Annotated in this window: 15 protein-coding genes; 3 read left to right on the top strand and 12 right to left on the bottom strand. The window is 64.6% G+C overall.

The features are described from left to right. Positions 1-39 precede the first annotated feature (39 nt). The 3 genes from holA to leuS all read right to left on the bottom strand — a co-directional run bounded on the left by holA (position 40) and on the right by leuS (position 4580). On the bottom strand, positions 40-1074 hold the full coding sequence (holA, locus tag PVA39_RS05755) for a DNA polymerase III subunit delta (protein WP_093503931.1): 1035 nt from the start codon (positions 1072-1074) through the stop codon (positions 40-42). Between the two features lie 196 nt (positions 1075-1270). Continuing rightward, complete coding sequence (locus tag PVA39_RS05760) at positions 1271-1876, bottom strand: LPS-assembly lipoprotein LptE (RefSeq protein ID WP_274123183.1); 606 nt, start codon at positions 1874-1876, stop codon at positions 1271-1273. 97 nt (positions 1877-1973) lie between these two features. Further along, positions 1974-4580: a leucine--tRNA ligase gene (leuS, locus tag PVA39_RS05765; protein ID WP_274123184.1), complete on the bottom strand. Its 2607-nt coding sequence runs from the start codon at positions 4578-4580 to the stop codon at positions 1974-1976. A 178-nt stretch (positions 4581-4758) separates the two neighbouring features. On the opposite strand from leuS, the gene PVA39_RS05770 reads away from it, so the two are divergent. Together PVA39_RS05770 and PVA39_RS05775 are read left to right on the top strand one after the other, a co-directional pair. Next, positions 4759-5067, top strand: coding sequence for a hypothetical protein (locus tag PVA39_RS05770; protein ID WP_274123185.1), 309 nt, complete (start codon positions 4759-4761; stop codon positions 5065-5067). A gap of 79 nt (positions 5068-5146) precedes the next feature. After that, complete coding sequence (locus tag PVA39_RS05775) at positions 5147-5911, top strand: YdcF family protein (protein ID WP_274123186.1); 765 nt, start codon at positions 5147-5149, stop codon at positions 5909-5911. A gap of 216 nt (positions 5912-6127) precedes the next feature. Here PVA39_RS05775 and lnt read toward each other — a convergent pair whose 3' ends face one another. The 5 genes from lnt to miaB form a co-directional block, all read right to left on the bottom strand. Next, positions 6128-7645, bottom strand: coding sequence for an apolipoprotein N-acyltransferase (gene lnt, locus PVA39_RS05780; RefSeq protein ID WP_274123187.1), 1518 nt, complete (start codon positions 7643-7645; stop codon positions 6128-6130). A gap of 48 nt (positions 7646-7693) precedes the next feature. Then, the gene (locus PVA39_RS05785) at positions 7694-8530 is read right to left on the bottom strand and encodes an HlyC/CorC family transporter (protein ID WP_013792541.1); all 837 of its coding nucleotides are present in this window, start codon (positions 8528-8530) and stop codon (positions 7694-7696) included. Positions 8531-8554: 24 nt separating this feature from the next. Beyond that, positions 8555-9013, bottom strand: coding sequence for an rRNA maturation RNase YbeY (gene ybeY / locus PVA39_RS05790; RefSeq protein ID WP_274123188.1), 459 nt, complete (start codon positions 9011-9013; stop codon positions 8555-8557). Next, positions 9010-10029, bottom strand: a complete 1020-nt coding sequence (locus PVA39_RS05795; protein WP_274123189.1) for a PhoH family protein — start codon at positions 10027-10029, stop codon at positions 9010-9012. Before PVA39_RS05795 ends, ybeY begins: the two co-directional genes overlap by 4 nt. Before the next feature lie 131 nt (positions 10030-10160). After that, positions 10161-11495, bottom strand: a complete 1335-nt coding sequence (gene miaB / locus PVA39_RS05800) for a tRNA (N6-isopentenyl adenosine(37)-C2)-methylthiotransferase MiaB (protein ID WP_274123190.1) — start codon at positions 11493-11495, stop codon at positions 10161-10163. Between the two features lie 149 nt (positions 11496-11644). On the opposite strand from miaB, the gene PVA39_RS05805 reads away from it, so the two are divergent. Beyond that, complete coding sequence (locus PVA39_RS05805) at positions 11645-11974, top strand: DUF1820 family protein (protein ID WP_274123191.1); 330 nt, start codon at positions 11645-11647, stop codon at positions 11972-11974. Positions 11975-11993: 19 nt separating this feature from the next. On the opposite strand, the gene PVA39_RS05810 is transcribed toward PVA39_RS05805, so the two are convergent. From PVA39_RS05810 to PVA39_RS05825, 4 genes are all read right to left on the bottom strand, one after another. Next, the gene (locus PVA39_RS05810; RefSeq protein ID WP_093503907.1) at positions 11994-12542 is read right to left on the bottom strand and encodes a tetratricopeptide repeat protein; all 549 of its coding nucleotides are present in this window, start codon (positions 12540-12542) and stop codon (positions 11994-11996) included. A 236-nt stretch (positions 12543-12778) separates the two neighbouring features. Next, a complete protein-coding gene (gene hemL, locus PVA39_RS05815) occupies positions 12779-14068 on the bottom strand; it encodes a glutamate-1-semialdehyde 2,1-aminomutase (protein ID WP_274123192.1) in 1290 nt (429 codons plus the stop codon). A gap of 24 nt (positions 14069-14092) precedes the next feature. Then, on the bottom strand, positions 14093-14734 hold the full coding sequence (thiE, locus tag PVA39_RS05820; protein WP_274123193.1) for a thiamine phosphate synthase: 642 nt from the start codon (positions 14732-14734) through the stop codon (positions 14093-14095). Then, on the bottom strand, positions 14734-15567 hold the full coding sequence (locus PVA39_RS05825; RefSeq protein ID WP_274123194.1) for a bifunctional hydroxymethylpyrimidine kinase/phosphomethylpyrimidine kinase: 834 nt from the start codon (positions 15565-15567) through the stop codon (positions 14734-14736). Before PVA39_RS05825 ends, thiE begins: the two co-directional genes overlap by 1 nt. Positions 15568-15780 lie beyond the last annotated feature (213 nt).

Consider the following 15780-nt stretch of genomic DNA (forward strand, 5'->3'; position numbering starts at 1 on the left):
TGCGCCGCTGCAGAGCCAATGTCCATACGCAAGGTAGGCTTAAGCGCCAAGCTTCAGACGTTGCCCGGCCATCATCAACACCAGGCGCGACAGGCTGGCCCACGGGTCGCCCGGCGCCTGGCCCTTGACCTGAGCATCGATCTGCTGGGCATCCATCAGTAGGGCGTTCCAGCGTGCTGGCGTGTGTCGCTGCAGGGCCTTGCTGACCAGGGGGCGGCGCTTGTCCCACACCGGCGGGCGGGCGGAGGCGAAGGCCTTGTCCAGCGGGATGCCCTGGCCATGCTGGTAGGCGATGTTGGCCAGCTGGCGCAGTTCGCGAGCCAGCATGACCACGATGAACAGCGATTCCTGACCCTCACCGCGCAGGCCGTCGAGCATGCGCAAGGCGTGGGCGGCTTCGCCATTGAGGATGGCGTCGATCAGGCCGAAGACGTCGTAACGGGCGCTGTCGGCGACAGCGGCCTGCACGGTTCCGGCATCGATCTGCTGGCCATCGGCGAGCAACTTGAGCTTCTCGATTTCCTGGGCGGCGGCCAGCAGGTTGCCTTCGACCCGCGCGGCGATCAGGTCGACCGCATCGGCACTGGCGTTCATGCCGGCCTGGGCCAGGCGCTGGCGGATCCACTGCGGCAACTGATTGGCATCCACCGGCCAGATCTGCACGAACTGGCAGTTCGGCCCGTCGATCAGTGCCTTGGCCCATTTGGTCTTCTGCGTGCTGCCATCGAGTTTGGGCAGGGTGATCAGCAGTAGGGTGTCTTCTGGCGGACGGTTGAGGTATTCGAGGATCGCCGCCGCGCCCTTGTCCCCCGGCTTACCATTGGGGATGCGCAGTTCGATGACACGCTTCTCGGCAAACAGCGACAGGCTGGCGCCGGCTTCATAGAGCATGCCCCAGTCGAAATTGGCTTCGGCGTGAAACACCTCGCGCTCGGTGAAGCCCTGGGCGCGGCTGGCGCTGCGGATGGCGTCAGTGGCTTCCTGGCAGAGCAGGGCCTCATCGCCACATACCACGTAAACCGGGGCGAGGGTGCCTTGCAGGTGTTTGCCGAGTTGGGCGGGAGCGAGTTTCATGGGTAAGCCTGAGAGGCCTCGTCCGTATTGGAACGTCTTTAGATCTTGCGAGCTAGAGCCCTGCAAGGCCTAAAAGGCCTCACAAAAACAGGCGAGGAACGGTCGGAGTCGCTGGCGACTGTACTTTTGTACATGAGCATTCCGCGCCTGTTTTTAACGCCGCAGGGCCGACGCGCAGCAGATCGTAAACAGGTTCTTACTGGACAGGTAGTTCGATGGGCGACTGCTGCGGCTGCGCGGCTTCACGCTGACGGGCCGCTTCCAAGGCGTCGGCTTCGGCTTTCGCCTTGGCTTCGGCGGTCTGCTGCAGCTCGTCCAGTTGTGCCGGGGTGATTTGCTGCAGGCGCTGGGCCAGTTGCTGAACCAGGTCGCGGCGCATTTCGGTGCGCAGCTGATTGGCCTGCTGATCGTTGCCGATCAGGTTGTTGGAGTCCTGCACATAGTAGCTCTGCACTTCGAGCTGGTTGTTCATCAGCAGCAGGTTCTTGGCGCCGCGGATTTCGTAATCCAGGGTCATGGTGCGCTCGTACTCGACGCTGCGCGCTGAGCTGGTATAGCTGGCCGAGCGCTGGTTTTCCTTCTCACTGGCCAGGTACAGCTTGTAGGCGGCCCCCGGGAACACTTTTACGCCGTTGTTCTCGAGCACGTCCTTCACCTCACGCACGGTGTCGCCGTAGGTGTCGCGTGCGCTGACGTCGAGTTCCTTGAGGGCGAACTGCACGTCGCCGGTGCCACGCAGCTGGAAGCCGCACGCGCCGAGCAGGCCTGCCAGGCCGATTACCAACAGATTGCGCTTGATCATCTCGTATCCCCTTGTCCTGCCGGCTCCGCTGGCCGGCATGGCCGAAACTCTAGACCGGATGCCGGTCGCCAGAGGCGACCAGCCGTTCCCTGTCGCCTCAACCGGCGACGATATTGACCAGCTTGCCAGGCACCACGATGACCTTGCGGATCGTCAGCCCTTCGGTGAAGCGTTGTACGTTCTCGTTGCTGCGCGCTGCGGCCTCGACCGCCTCGCGGCTGGCATCGGCCGGCACTTCGATCTGCCCGCGCAGCTTGCCGTTGACCTGGATCACCAGGGTCAGGCTGTCCTGCACCAGGGCCGACTCGTCCACCACCGGCCAGCTGGCGTCGATGATCGCTTCTTCGTGGCCCAGCTCCTGCCACAGTTCGTGGCAGATGTGCGGGGTGATCGGGGCGAGCAGCAGGGCGACGGTTTCCAGGCCTTCCTGGATCAGCGCGCGCTGCTGGTCATTGTCCTGGGGGGCTTTTTCCAGCACGTTCATCAGGGTCATCACCTGGGCGATGGCGGTGTTGAACTTGTGGTGCTGGCCTACGTCCTGGGAGGCCTGCTTGATGGCCAGGTTGATGGCGCGGCGGATTTCCTTGCCGGTGTCATCCAGCTTGGCGACATCCAGCATACCCGGCAGGCCCTGGGCGACGTGGCCCTGGGCCAGACGCCAGACGCGGCGCAGGAAGCGGTTGGCGCCTTCGACACCAGCATCCGACCATTCGCAGCTCATGTCGGGCGGCGAAGCGAACATCATGAACAGGCGACAAGTGTCGGCGCCGTAGGCATCGATCATCGCTTGCGGGTCGACACCGTTGTTCTTGGACTTGGACATCTTCTCGGTGCCGCCGATTTCCACCGGCAGGCCGTCGCTTTTCAGCTTGGCGGCGATGACCTTGCCCTTGGCGTCCCGCTCGACGGTCACGTCGGTCGGGTTGAACCAGTCCTTGCCGCCGTTATCGAGCACGCGGTAGTAGGTCTCGGCGACCACCATGCCCTGGGTCAGCAGGTTCTTGAACGGTTCGTTGGAAGTCAGCAGGCCTTCGTCGCGCATCAGCTTGTGGAAGAAGCGCGCGTAGAGCAGGTGCAGGATGGCGTGTTCGATGCCCCCGATGTACTGGTCAACCGGCAGCCAGTGGTTGGCCGCCGCCGGGTCGACCATGCCGCCGGTGTAGTGCGGCGAGGCGTAGCGGGCGAAGTACCAGGACGACTCCACGAAGGTGTCCATGGTGTCGGTTTCGCGCTTGGCCGGTGCGCCGCATTTCGGGCAGCTGCACGCGTAGAATTCCGGCATGCGTGCCAGCGGCGAGCCGGCGCCATCGGGCACCACGTCTTCGGGCAGCACCACCGGCAGCTGGTCTTCCGGCACCGGTACGTCGCCACAGCTGTCGCAGTGGATTATCGGGATCGGGCAGCCCCAGTAGCGCTGGCGGCTGATGCCCCAGTCGCGCAGGCGGAACTGGGTGCGGGATTTGCCGAGGTTCTTGCGCAGCAGCGCCGCTTCGATGGCGTCGAACGCGCCTTCGAAGTCCAGGCCGTCGAACTCGCCGGAGTTGATCAGCTGGCCGTGCTCGCCATAGGCGTCCTGCCATTCGCTACCGACTTCATCGCCGGCGCTGGTACGCACCACGGCCTTGACCGGCAGATGGTACTTGCGGGCGAAGGCGAAGTCGCGCTCATCGTGGGCCGGAACCGCCATCACCGCGCCATCGCCGTAATGCATCAGCACGTAGTTGGCGACCCACACCGGCAGCTTCTCGCCGGTCAGCGGGTGCTCGACGAACAGCGAGGTCGGCAGGCCTTTCTTTTCCTGGGTGGCCATGTCGGCTTCGGCGACGCTGCCAGCCTTGCATTCGGCGATGAACGCCTGCAGCTCGGGGTTCTCCTTGGCGGCCAGGGTGGCCAGCGGGTGCTCGGCCGCCACGGCGACGTAGGTCGCGCCCATCAGGGTATCCGGGCGGGTGGTGAAGACTTTCAGTGCACCGGCTTCGCCAATGGAGTCGACGTTGTAGGGAAACTGCACTTCCATGCCGCGGGATTTGCCGATCCAGTTGCGCTGCATGGTCTTGACCTGTTCCGGCCAGCCATCGAGCTCGTCCAGGCTACTCAGCAGCTCATCCGCGTAGGCGGTGATCTTGAAGTAGTACATGGGGATCTCGCGCTTTTCGATCACCGCGCCGGAACGCCAGCCGCGGCCGTCGATGACCTGCTCGTTGGCCAGCACGGTCTGATCGACCGGGTCCCAGTTGACGGTACCGTTCTTGCGGTAGATCACGCCCTTTTCGAACAGACGAGTGAACAGCCATTGTTCCCAGCGGTAGTAGTCCGGCTTGCAGGTGGTGACTTCACGAGACCAGTCGATGGCCAGGCCCAGGCTTTTCAGCTGGGACTTCATGTAGGCGATGTTCTCGTAGGTCCACTTGGCCGGCGCCACGTTGTTCTTCATGGCGGCGTTTTCCGCCGGCATGCCGAAAGCGTCCCAGCCCATGGGCTGCAGCACGTTCTTGCCCTGCATGCGCTGGTAGCGGGCGATCACGTCACCGATGGTGTAGTTGCGCACGTGCCCCATGTGTAGCTTGCCGCTCGGATAGGGGAACATCGACAGGCAGTAGAAGGTGTCCTTGCCGGGCTGTTCGCTGACAGCAAAGGAATTCTGCGCGTCCCAGTGGGATTGCGCGGCGGCTTCGATTTCACGTGGCTGATACTGTTCGTGCATGGCTACTTGCGCTAGGGAAAGGGGCTTTCGGGAAACGCCGTAGCATACATGACCCCCCTCGGCAGAGGGAAACGCTGATTGCGCGGCGCGCCGTCGATGGCGCCATTTGTCGTTGCGGCAAGCCGGCTGCGGGGTGGCGACTACGCTCAGTGGAGGGCGCCCTGCCTGGAGGTGTGCGATGCAAGTCCCTGTAGATACCTATAACGAGAGCGACCCCTATGGACGGTTGCTGGAACGCCTGACCGTGGCCCTGGACGAAGCCGACAACCTGGCGCAGCTGTCCAACCAGCCGCCCCCGGACATGGAAGTGCGCGGCCTGTCGCCCGACGAACTGGCGCTGATCACCGCCTACCTTGCCAAAGATCGCGCCTGGCTCAATGGCTGGCACGCCACCGTGGCGCGTCACTATCAGTCGGCGGTTGCGCAGCCGCCATTCGAGCGCCAGCCGGCCTTGGCCGGTCGCGAGCCCGAGTGCCACAAGTCCTGACCCTGGCTGCAGGTTGTTGCGTTCGCTTGCGCTGAAACGTCAACACACCCTAGGCTTCGAGCCTTTTTGGAGGTGCTCGATGCCGCTGCGCTATCTGCTCAAGCAGTTCTTCATGCCGCCCGGCATCCTGTTGCTGCTCATCGCCCTGGGCTGGTTCCTGCGTCGGCGTTTCCCGCGCCTGGCGCTGTGCTGTTTCACGCTCGGGCTGGGTGGCCTGTGGTTGATGAGCCTGCCGGTGACGGTGGAGTGGATGGCCAGGGCCATCGAGCGCGAGCCGGCCATCGCCCAGCAGCAGTGGAGCACCCTGGCGCAGCAGGCGGATGTCATCGTCGTGCTCGGTGGGGGGCGCGATTCGGACGACCCCGCCTGGGGCGGCGAGCAGCCCAGCGCCATGGCGCTGGAGCGCACCCGCTATGCGGCGCGGCTGGCCAAGGCGTCGGGCTTGCCGGTGCTGACCACCGGCGGCCTGCACTTCGGCCGGCCGCCCAGTGAGGCGGCGATGATGGCCGAGGTGATGCACGAGGATCTCGGTGTCGAGGTGCGCTGGCAGGAAGCGCGCAGCCGCACCACCTGGGAGAATGCGACCGAGACCGCTGCGCTGCTGAAACCTGAAGGTATTCGCCGGGTGTTGCTGGTGACCCAGGCCTGGCATATGCCGCGTTCGCGCTGGTGTTTCGAACAGGCAGGTTTTGAAGTGGCGACAGCGCCGGTGGGCTTTCTCGGTGTGCCCAACGGCCGACCGATGGGCGGCTGGCTGCCTGAAGGCAAGGCGTTCTGGCAGAGCACCTTGCTGCTCAATGAGGTGATCGGCGCGCTGGCTTATCCGCTGGTTTACGGGAGGTAGCGTTAAGTGGTGGGCTAAAGCCCGCCCTACTCATCGGAGTGCAGGCTGCGGATTGGCCGGTGAGTTGGTCGTCGCCGCTTATACCCTGTGGGAACGGGCCATGCCCGTCACGTCGCGCGCATGAACCTGCGGTCGCTGCGCGCTTCCATAGGTTAAGGCGCCGATCCCGCGAATGGGATAAGCGCCAGCCTGGTCCCAATAGTCAGCTCAACTCAGTTACTTCGCATCCTGACGCCGGCGCACCAGCGCCCAGCCGGCCAGCAGGCTGCAGAGGATGATCAGCGGCCACGAGCGCCATTGCAGGTAGGGTGTCAGGTGCTGCATCGGTTGCACCTGGCCGTAGAGCGTGGCTTGTTCGAACTGCGGTAGGCGTTCGGTGATGCGCCCGAACGGGTCGATCAGCACGGTCACGCCGTTGTTGGTGGCGCGGATCATCCAGCGGCCAGCCTCGAGGGCGCGCATCTGCGCCATCTGCAGGTGCTGAAGTGGGCCGATCGACTTGCCGAACCAGGTGTCGTTGCTGACCGTCAGTAGCAGGTCGCTCTGGGCTGCCATCTCGGCGGCGAATTCCGGGTAGACCACTTCGTAGCAGATAAAGGTGGCGATGCGGTGCCCCTTGGCTTCCAGCAGCGGCTGGTCGTGCTCGCCGCGGGCGAAGTCGGACATCGGCAGGTCGAAGAAGGCGATCAGCCCGCGCAGCATGTCCTGCAGCGGCACGTATTCGCCGAATGGCACCAGGCGCTGCTTGAGGTAGTCGCCGGCGCCCTGGCCGACCACGCTGACCGCGTTGTAGTAACGCATCTCACCGTCGGCATTGGGCTGGCGAATCGGCACGCCGGTGATCAGCGCGCTTTTCCGGTCGCTGGCGAAGCGATCCATCATGCTCAGATAGCCGATGGCCTGATCCTTGAGCACCGGCACCGCGGTTTCCGGCCACACCAGAATGTCCACCGGCTTGCTGGCGAAACTCATGTCGCGGTACAGCGCCAGCTGCGCATTGAGTTGGGCCGGGTCCCACTTGAGGTTCTGGGCCACATTGCCTTGGATCGCCGCGACGCTGACCGGCTCGCCGGCCGGGGCGGTCCAGGCGTGATCCTTGAACGCCGTGCCAAGCAGCCAGGGCGCGATCAGCAGCACCAGCGCCTCGGCCAGTTGTGGCTTGTTGCCGAGCAGGCGCGGCAGGTTGACCAGCAGCGCCGCGTTCAATGCCAGAGCGAACGACAGCAGCCATACGCCGCCAATCGGCGCCAGGCCGGCCATGGGGCCGTCGAGCTGGCTGTAGCCGGCGTAGAGCCACGGAAAGCCGGTGAGGAACCAACCGCGAAACGCTTCCTGGGCCACCCACAGCGCAGCGAACGCCAGAGCATCGCCCAATGGCGCGCGGTCACGGCGCAGGCACAGCGCCCACAGCCAGGTGGCGAGGGCGAAAAACAGGCCCAGGCCGGCAACGAAGCCCAGGGTCAGGAAGGCGGCCAGCGGCGGCGAAGCGGCGCCGTAGTCGTGAATGCTTACGTAAACCCAACTGGTGCCAGAGGCGAACAGCCCGAAGCCGTACCACCAGCCGCGCCAGGCCGCCTGGCGCGGCGTCAACGCCCGCAGGCTGCGGTAGAGCAGGGCGATGGACAGCAGCGCCAGCGGCCAGATGCCATAGGGCGCCAGCGCCAGGGTGGTCAGCGCACCGGCCAGCAGAGCGATCAGGTTGCCGGCCCAGCCGGGTTGGAACAGTCGGTTCATCGAGAGACTCACGATAGAAAACACCCCATCGAATGATGGGGTGTCGGGTCAGCGGGCCAGTGGGGTCAGGCGTAGCAGGTGCACACGGCGGCTGTCGGCGTTGAGCACGCGAAAGCGGAATTCGCCGATCACCGTCACTTCGTTGCGCTTGGGCAGGTGGCCGAAGGCGCTCATCACCAAGCCGCCGACGGTGTCGAATTCGTCGTCGGAAAACGCGGTGGTGAAGGTTTCGTTGAAGTGATCGATAGGCGTCAGCGCCTTGACCAGGAAGTCGCCGCTGGGCAGCGGTTTGACGTAGCTGTCTTCCTCGACGTCGTGCTCGTCCTCGATGTCGCCAACGATCTGCTCGAGCACGTCTTCGATGGTCACCAGGCCGGCAACGCCACCGTACTCGTCAATCACCACCGCCATGTGGTTGTGGTTGGCGCGAAATTCGCGCAGCAGCACGTTGAGGCGCTTGGACTCGGGCACGAAGGTGGCCGGGCGCAGCATGTCGCGGATGTTGAAGTCCGGCTGGTCGGTCAGCAGCAGGGGCAGCAGATCCTTGGCCAGCAGGATGCCGAGCACGTCGTCGAGGGTTTCGCCGATCACCGGATAGCGCGAGTGCGCCGCGTCGATGATCACCGGGAGGAATTCCTTGGGAGACTGGCTGGCCTTGATGGTTACCACCTGGGAGCGCGGCACCATGATGTCGCGAACCTGCAGGTCGGCGACCTGGATGGCGCCTTCAACGATGGCCAGGGCCTCGCTATCGAGCAGCTTGTTCTGGTGGGCATCGCGCAGGACTTCCAGCAGTTCCTGGCGGTTTTTCGGCTCATGAGCAAAAGCCTGGGTCAGTTTGTTCAACCAGGACTTCTGCTCGTTGCTCGATCGGTCTTCGCTCATGGCGTTTTACTCGGGATCCCTATGTCATTCGTCGCCGGCATACGGGTCGGGATGACCCAGCTCGGCGAGCAATATTCGTTCCAGGCCTTCCATCTCCTCGGCTTCCTCATCCTCGATGTGGTCGTAGCCCAAAAGATGCAAACAGCCGTGTATCACCAGATGCGCCCAATGCGCCTCCGGAGACTTGCCTTGCTCGACGGCTTCGCGCTCGACCACTGGCACGCAGATCACCAGGTCGCCGAGCAGCGGTATATCGAGTAATTCGTCGGGTACATCGGCCGGGAAGGACAGCACGTTGGTGGCGTAGTCCTTGCCGCGCCAGGTGCGATTGAGCTCGTGGCCTTCCTCTTCGTCCACCAGGCGGATGGTCAGTTCCGAGTCGGCGCTGCGTTGGCGCAAGGCAATCGCACACCAAGCCCGAAAGTCGGCCTCGGCGGGCAGGTGGCCAGCTGTGCTCGCGACCTGCAGATCCAGTTCGATCATGGCTCGGAGCGCGCTCCCGGGTCGTTGTCCGCCGGGCGGCGGTCGAACGGCTGATGCTCGGCATCGAAACGCTCATAGGCCTCGACAATGCGCTGCACCAGCGGGTGGCGCACCACGTCCTTGGGCAGGAAGTGGGTGAAGCTGATGCCTGGTACGCCCTTGAGCACTTCGATCACGTGCTTGAGGCCACTCTTGGTGCCGCGCGGCAGGTCGACCTGGGTGACGTCGCCGGTGATCACCGCGGTGGAGCCGAAACCGATACGGGTCAGGAACATCTTCATCTGTTCCATGGTGGTGTTCTGGCTCTCATCGAGAATGATGAAGCTGTTGTTCAGCGTGCGGCCGCGCATGTAGGCCAGCGGCGCGACTTCGATCACCTGTTTCTCGATCAGCTTGGCCACCTGCTCGAAACCGAGCATCTCGTACAGGGCGTCGTAGAGCGGGCGCAGGTACGGGTCGATCTTCTGCGACAGGTCACCGGGCAGGAAACCGAGCTTCTCGCCGGCCTCGACCGCCGGGCGCACCAGCAGGATGCGGCGGATCTGCTCGCGTTCCAGGGCGTCCACGGCAGCTGCTACGGCCAGATAGGTCTTGCCGGTACCCGCCGGGCCGATGCCGAAGTTGATGTCGTGGTCGAGAATCGCCTTCACGTACAACTGCTGGTTGGCCCCGCGCGGACGGATCATGCCCTTGCGCGTGCGCAGTGCGATGTTAAGGCTGGCGCTGGGGTTGTTCAGCTCCTCGATACCCGACTCCTGCAGGAACAGGTGCACCATGTCCGGCGACAGCTCGGTGGCGTCGGTTTCACGGTACAGGCGGCGCAGCAGGTTCTCGGCAGAGGTGGTCTGCCCTGGCTCGCCCAGCAACTCGAACTGGTTGCCGCGGTTGCGGATCTCGATTCCCAGGCGCGATTCGATCAGGCGCAGGTGCTCGTCGAATTGCCCGCTGAGGTTGGCGAAGCGCTTGGCTTCGAAAGGTTCGAGTGTGAAGCGATGAGGTGTCGAGGTGGTATTCAAGGTCGTTTTATGGCCGCCGTCGGCTGAATGGAAGGGAGAGAATAGCGCTAGCCTGAGTCGAGTGAAAGCGCGGCCGACAGCCGCGCTGTGCTTGGCGCGTCATCACGATATGCGTGCAGCTAGCTATTTCTTCAATGGCGCTCGATGAGTGTCCCGCGCAGCGAATGCGGCAGCGCTTCGTCGATATGCACGTCGACGAACTGGCCGATCAGGCGCGGGTTGTCGCACTGGAAGTTGACGAAGCGGTTGTTCTCGGTCTTGCCCTGCAGCTTGCCCGGGTCCTTCTTGGAGAAGTCGGTGACCAGGATGCGCTGCACGCTGCCGACCATGCGCCGGCTGGTCTCGAAGCCCTGCTGGTTGAGGCGGCTCTGCAGAATCTGCAGGCGCTGCTTCTTGACCTCTTCCGGGGTGTCGTCGGCCAGATCGGCCGCCGGCGTGCCCGGGCGCGAGCTGTAGACGAAGGAATAGGAGAAGTCGAAACCGACGTCCTGCACCAGCTTCATGGTCTGCTCGAAGTCCTTCTCGGTCTCGCCGGGGAAGCCGATGATGAAGTCCGAACTGATCACGATGTCCGGCACCGCGGCCTTGAGCTTGCGGATGCGCGACTTGTATTCCAGCGCGGTGTGGTTGCGCTTCATGGCGGCCAGGATGCGGTCCGAGCCCGACTGCACCGGCAGGTGCACGAACTTCACCAGCTCGGGGATTTCCGCGTGGGCCTTGATCAGCGCGTCGGAGAATTCCAGCGGGTGGCTGGTGGTGTAGCGGATGCGGTCGATGCCGTCGATGGCCGCCACCAGGTACAGCAGCTCGGCGAAGTCGGCGATACCGCCGTTGCGGGTTTCGCCGCGGTAGCCGTTGACGTTCTGGCCCAGCAGGGTCACTTCACGCACGCCGTTCTCGGCCAGGTGAATGATCTCGCCGAGTACGTCGTCCAGTGGGCGGCTGACTTCCTCGCCACGGGTGTAGGGCACCACGCAGAAGGTGCAGTACTTGCTGCAGCCTTCCATCACCGAAACGAAGGCGCTGGGGCCATCCACGCGCGGCTCGGGCAGGCGATCGAACTTCTCGATCTCGGGGAAGGAAATGTCCACCTGGGCGGTTTTGGTCACGCGCGCGGCGTCGATCATCTCCGGCAGGCGATGCAGGGTCTGCGGGCCGAATACCACGTCGACGTAGGGCGCGCGGTCACGGATCGCCGCACCTTCCTGGCTGGCCACACAGCCGCCGACGCCGATCACCAGATCCGGGTTCTCCAGCTTCAGCTCGCGCCAGCGGCCAAGCTGGGAGAACACCTTGTCCTGGGCCTTCTCGCGGATCGAGCAGGTGTTGAGCAGGATGACGTCGGCATCCTCCGGCCGATCGGTGACTTCCAGGGCCTGATGCTCGCCCAGCAGGTCGACCATGCGCGAGCTGTCGTACTCGTTCATCTGGCAACCGTGGGTTTCGATATAGAGCTTCTTGGTCATGGCGATTCGTCGGCGGTGAAAAAATGACCGCGGATTATAGGAGGGTTGGCTGCCCGAGGCCACAGGCGCAGGACGGGAGGGGCACGACGCGATGTGGTGGCGTGCTAAGATTCGCGCCCTTTCATTGCACAGCCAGCCATCTGTTATCCATGACCAAGCGCGACCCCATCTACAAGGTGATCTTTCTCAATCAGGGCCAGGTGTACGAGATGTACGCCAAGCAGATCTTCCAGAGCGATCTGTGGGGCTTTCTGGAAATCGAGGAATTCGTGTTCGGCGAGCGCTCGCAACTGGTGGTCGATCCCAGCGAGGAGAAGCTCAAGGCGCAGTTCGACGGCGTGGTACGTAGCTTCGTGCCGATGCATTCGATCGTGCGTATCGATGAGGTGGAGCGTTTGGGTACACCGAAGATCAGCGAGGCCAAGGGCGGCGGCAACGTCATGCCATTTCCCATGCCGCCGATGCCCGAGAAGTCCTGAAACGCCGCTGACGGGCTGATTACTTGAGCGGGGCGAAGGGCGACAGGCTGTCGGCGGCCTGCAGTTCCTGCAGGTAGTTGCGGAAGATCTGCCCCAGCACCTGGGTGGCGACTTCCTGTTCGGCGCGCGGCATCTGCATGGCCACTTCGTCGGCGCCGTCCATCGCTTCGTCCGAGCCGTTGACCGCGGCCATCTTCAGCACGATGTAGGCCTGCACGTTGTTGGCGGCCACCCCTTCGCCATGGAAGAACATCATGCCCAGGCGGTACTGCGCCTGGGCGTGGCCCTGGAGTGAGGCGTGTTCGAACCAGTTGAGCGCCTGAGGCAGGTCGCGCTCGCCGGAACGGCCTTCGTAATAGAACTCGCCGAGTTCGTATTGGGCCTGGGCATCGCCGCCTTCAGCGCTCTGTTGGCAGGCTTGCAACGCAGCAGGCAGGTCTTCGGTGGCGACGTTGAGCGAGCAGCTCCCGGTCGCCGGGATCAGCAATGAGTTTCCATCCGCCACGCCGAGCGTTGGCAGCAGGAGCAACAGGCAGCCCAGGGACAGGGTGCGGCCGGTGCGCTTCATGAAGATCCGGATACCTCGACAGGCTGACAGGTGGATGATGGATGACGAGGCCAATTGGGCTCGGCATCACATTATGAAATAAGCAACACCGTTCTTACAAAGTCTTTGCCGGCTTTTCTGCCCCAACCTGGCGCAAAAGTGTCGCCAGAGCGTCGGTTTGTGCGCGGCGGGTGTCTGACAGAGAACTGTTCAGGCTGCCCGCCGTTCACTTCAGGCGCCGAACGGCGCCACTTCGATCAGGCCTGCTTGAGGGCGGCGAAGGCGCGCTCGGCGGCGTCGAGGGTCAGTTTCAGCTCGGTCTCGCCATGGGCGATGGAGGTGAAGCCGGCCTCGAAGGCGCTCGGCGCCAAGTAAACGCCGCCGTCGAGCATCAGGTGGAAGAAGCGCTTGAAGCGTTCGGCGTCGCTGGCCATCACGTCGTCGAAGGTGACGATATCGTCGGCGCCACTGAAGTACAGACCGAACATGCCACCCGCCTGGGTGGTGACGAACGGAATGCCGGCGGCATCGGCGCGGTCCTGCAGGCCCTGCAACAGGCGGCTGGTGTAGTCGGCGAGCTCGGCGTGGAAGCCCGGACGGCATATCAGCTTCAGGGTGGTCAGGCCGGCGGCCATGGCCAGCGGGTTACCCGACAGTGTGCCGGCCTGGTAGACCGGGCCGAGCGGGGCGATACGTTCCATGATCGCGCGCTTGCCGCCGAAGCAGCCTACCGGCATGCCGCCGCCGACGATCTTGCCGAAGGTCGACAGGTCCGGGGTGACGCCGTAGTGCGCCTGGGCGCCGCCGAGGGCGACGCGGAAGCCGGTCATCACTTCGTCGAAGATCAGCACCACGCCGTGTTTGTCGCATTGTTCACGCAGGCCTTCGAGGAAGCCTGGCGCTGGCGGCACGCAGTTCATGTTGCCGGCCACCGGCTCGACGATGATGCAGGCCACGCTCTGGCCGACATCGGCGAGGGTCTTGGCGACGGCGTCGATATCGTTGAATGGCAGGGTCAGGGTGTGTTTGGCGAAATCCGCCGGCACACCGGCCGAGCTGGGTACGCCTTGAGTCAGCAGGCCGGAGCCGGCCTTGACCAGCAGGCTGTCGGAATGGCCGTGGTAGCAGCCTTCGAACTTGATGATCGCATCGCGGCCGGTGTAACCACGGGCCAGACGGATGGCGCTCATGGTCGCCTCGGTGCCCGAACTGACCATGCGCACCATCTCCATGGACGGCACGATCGAGCAGACCAGATCGGCCATCTCGGTTTCCATGGCGGTCGGCGCGCCGTAGGACAGGCCGTGGTCGAGCTGTTTGCGCACCGCGTCGAGTACTTCAGGGTGGCTGTGGCCGAGAATCATCGGGCCCCAGGAACCGACGTAGTCGACGTAGCGCTTGTCGTCTTCATCGGTGACGTAGGCGCCTTCGGCGTGCTTGAAGAACAGTGGCGTGCCGCCCACGCTCCTGAACGCGCGGACCGGGGAATTGACGCCACCGGGAATGTGTTTCTGGGCGTTGGCGAACAGTGTTTCGGAGCGGGACATAAGGTTCTCCTGAAAAAAGGTAGGTCAGTTCGATTCGAACAGCGCGCTGAAGGCGCGCGCGCGGCGCTCCACTTCGGCAGCGGACTCGGCGGCGAACAGGGCGTGGATCACGGCGATCATGCTGGCGCCGCGCTCAATCAGCGGGGCGGCGTTATGCAGATCGACACCGCCGATAGCGACGATCGGCAGCGCTATGCGGGCTTTGGCCGTCTCGAGCAGATCCAGGGTGGCGGCCGGAGCGCCGGGTTTGGTCCGTGAATTGAAGAAGCGCCCGAAGGCCACGTAGCTGGCGCCTTCGCGCGCAGCCTGCTCGGCCAGGGCCAGCTGGGCGTGGCAGGTACCGCCGATGATCGCCTGGCGGCCGAGCAGGGCGCGTGCAGCAGCCAGCGAGCCGTCTTCCTGGCCGAGGTGCAGGCCGACACTCAGGCGCGCCGCCAGCTCGGCGTCATCATTGATGATCAGCGTGGCGCCGTAGTGCTCGCACAGCGTACGCAGGGCTTCGGCCTCGCGCAGACGGCGGGCTTCATCGGTGGATTTGTCGCGGTACTGCAACAGGCGTGCGCCGCCGGCCAGGGCCGCTTCGACGTAGGGCAGCAGCTTGCCGCCGGCCAGCAGTTCGCTGTCGGTGATGGCGTACAGGCCGCGCAGTTTGCCAGGTGCTGCCATCAGCTGAGGTCCAGCGGCAGGCGGCGCGGCACGAACTGGCCGCGGCCGGGTTGTTCGGCATCGCGCAGGGTACGCCAGGTGTAATCCAGTGCGGTTTTCACCGCGCCGATCAGGTCCTGGCCCAGGGCCAGGCGGCCGGCCAGGGTGCTGGCCAGGGTGCAGCCCGAGCCGTGGTAACTGCCGGGCAGGCGCGCGCAGGTGAAATCGTGGCGACTGCCGTCGCGCAGATACAGACGGTTGTGCACTTCGCTTTCGTCGCCGTGGCCGCCGGTGATCAGCAGGTGCTCGATGTAGGGCAGCAGCTTCTCGGCACACTGGTCGGCCGTGCCATCGGGCAGTTCGGCGAGGATGCGTGCTTCGGGGAGGTTCGGCGTGGCGATGGTGGAAACGGCGAACAGCCGCTCGCGCATGGCGAAGCCGACGTCCTCCTTGCCCAGGGCGCCGCCGCCACCGGCGCGCAGTACCGGGTCGCAGATCAGCGGGACGCCTGGCAGCTTGTCCATGATCATCAGCACGGTGTCGACCATTTCCACCGAGCCGAGCATGCCCAGCTTGACCGCGGCCACCGGCATGTCAGCGATCACCGCATGGGCCTGGGCCAGCACCCAGTCACGGTCGAGCACCCGGAAGTCGCTGACATCGACGGTGTCCTGCACCGTTAGCGCGGTGACCGCAGGCGCTGCGTGGCAGCTCTGGGCGAGCAGCGCTTCGATGTCGGCCTGCAGGCCGGCGCCGCCGCTCGGGTCATGACCGGACAGACACAGCACCACGGGGCGCGACGGGGCGAGGCGGGCGGTGCTGCGCGGGTAATCGGGAAGGCCGAAATCGATCATCTGTATCGCGGGTTCCGGTTTACGGGTACGGCGCTGGCGCGGTACCGGGTGGGTCGAGCTCGCACCGGCACAGGGCAGGCGGCATTGGGACGGGGCGCGAGCTTAACATTTTATGGGCGGCGATGAGGCCGACGGATCGACGGTCGCCTTGAGCCGGACCTGCGAGCTTTGTACGATGGCCTGCGCCCAGGATCGGGCGACATTCCTTTCATC

Source organism: Pseudomonas sp. CNPSo 3701 (assembly GCF_028674975.1).
GTDB classification, from domain to species: Bacteria; Pseudomonadota; Gammaproteobacteria; order Pseudomonadales; family Pseudomonadaceae; genus Aquipseudomonas; species Aquipseudomonas straminea.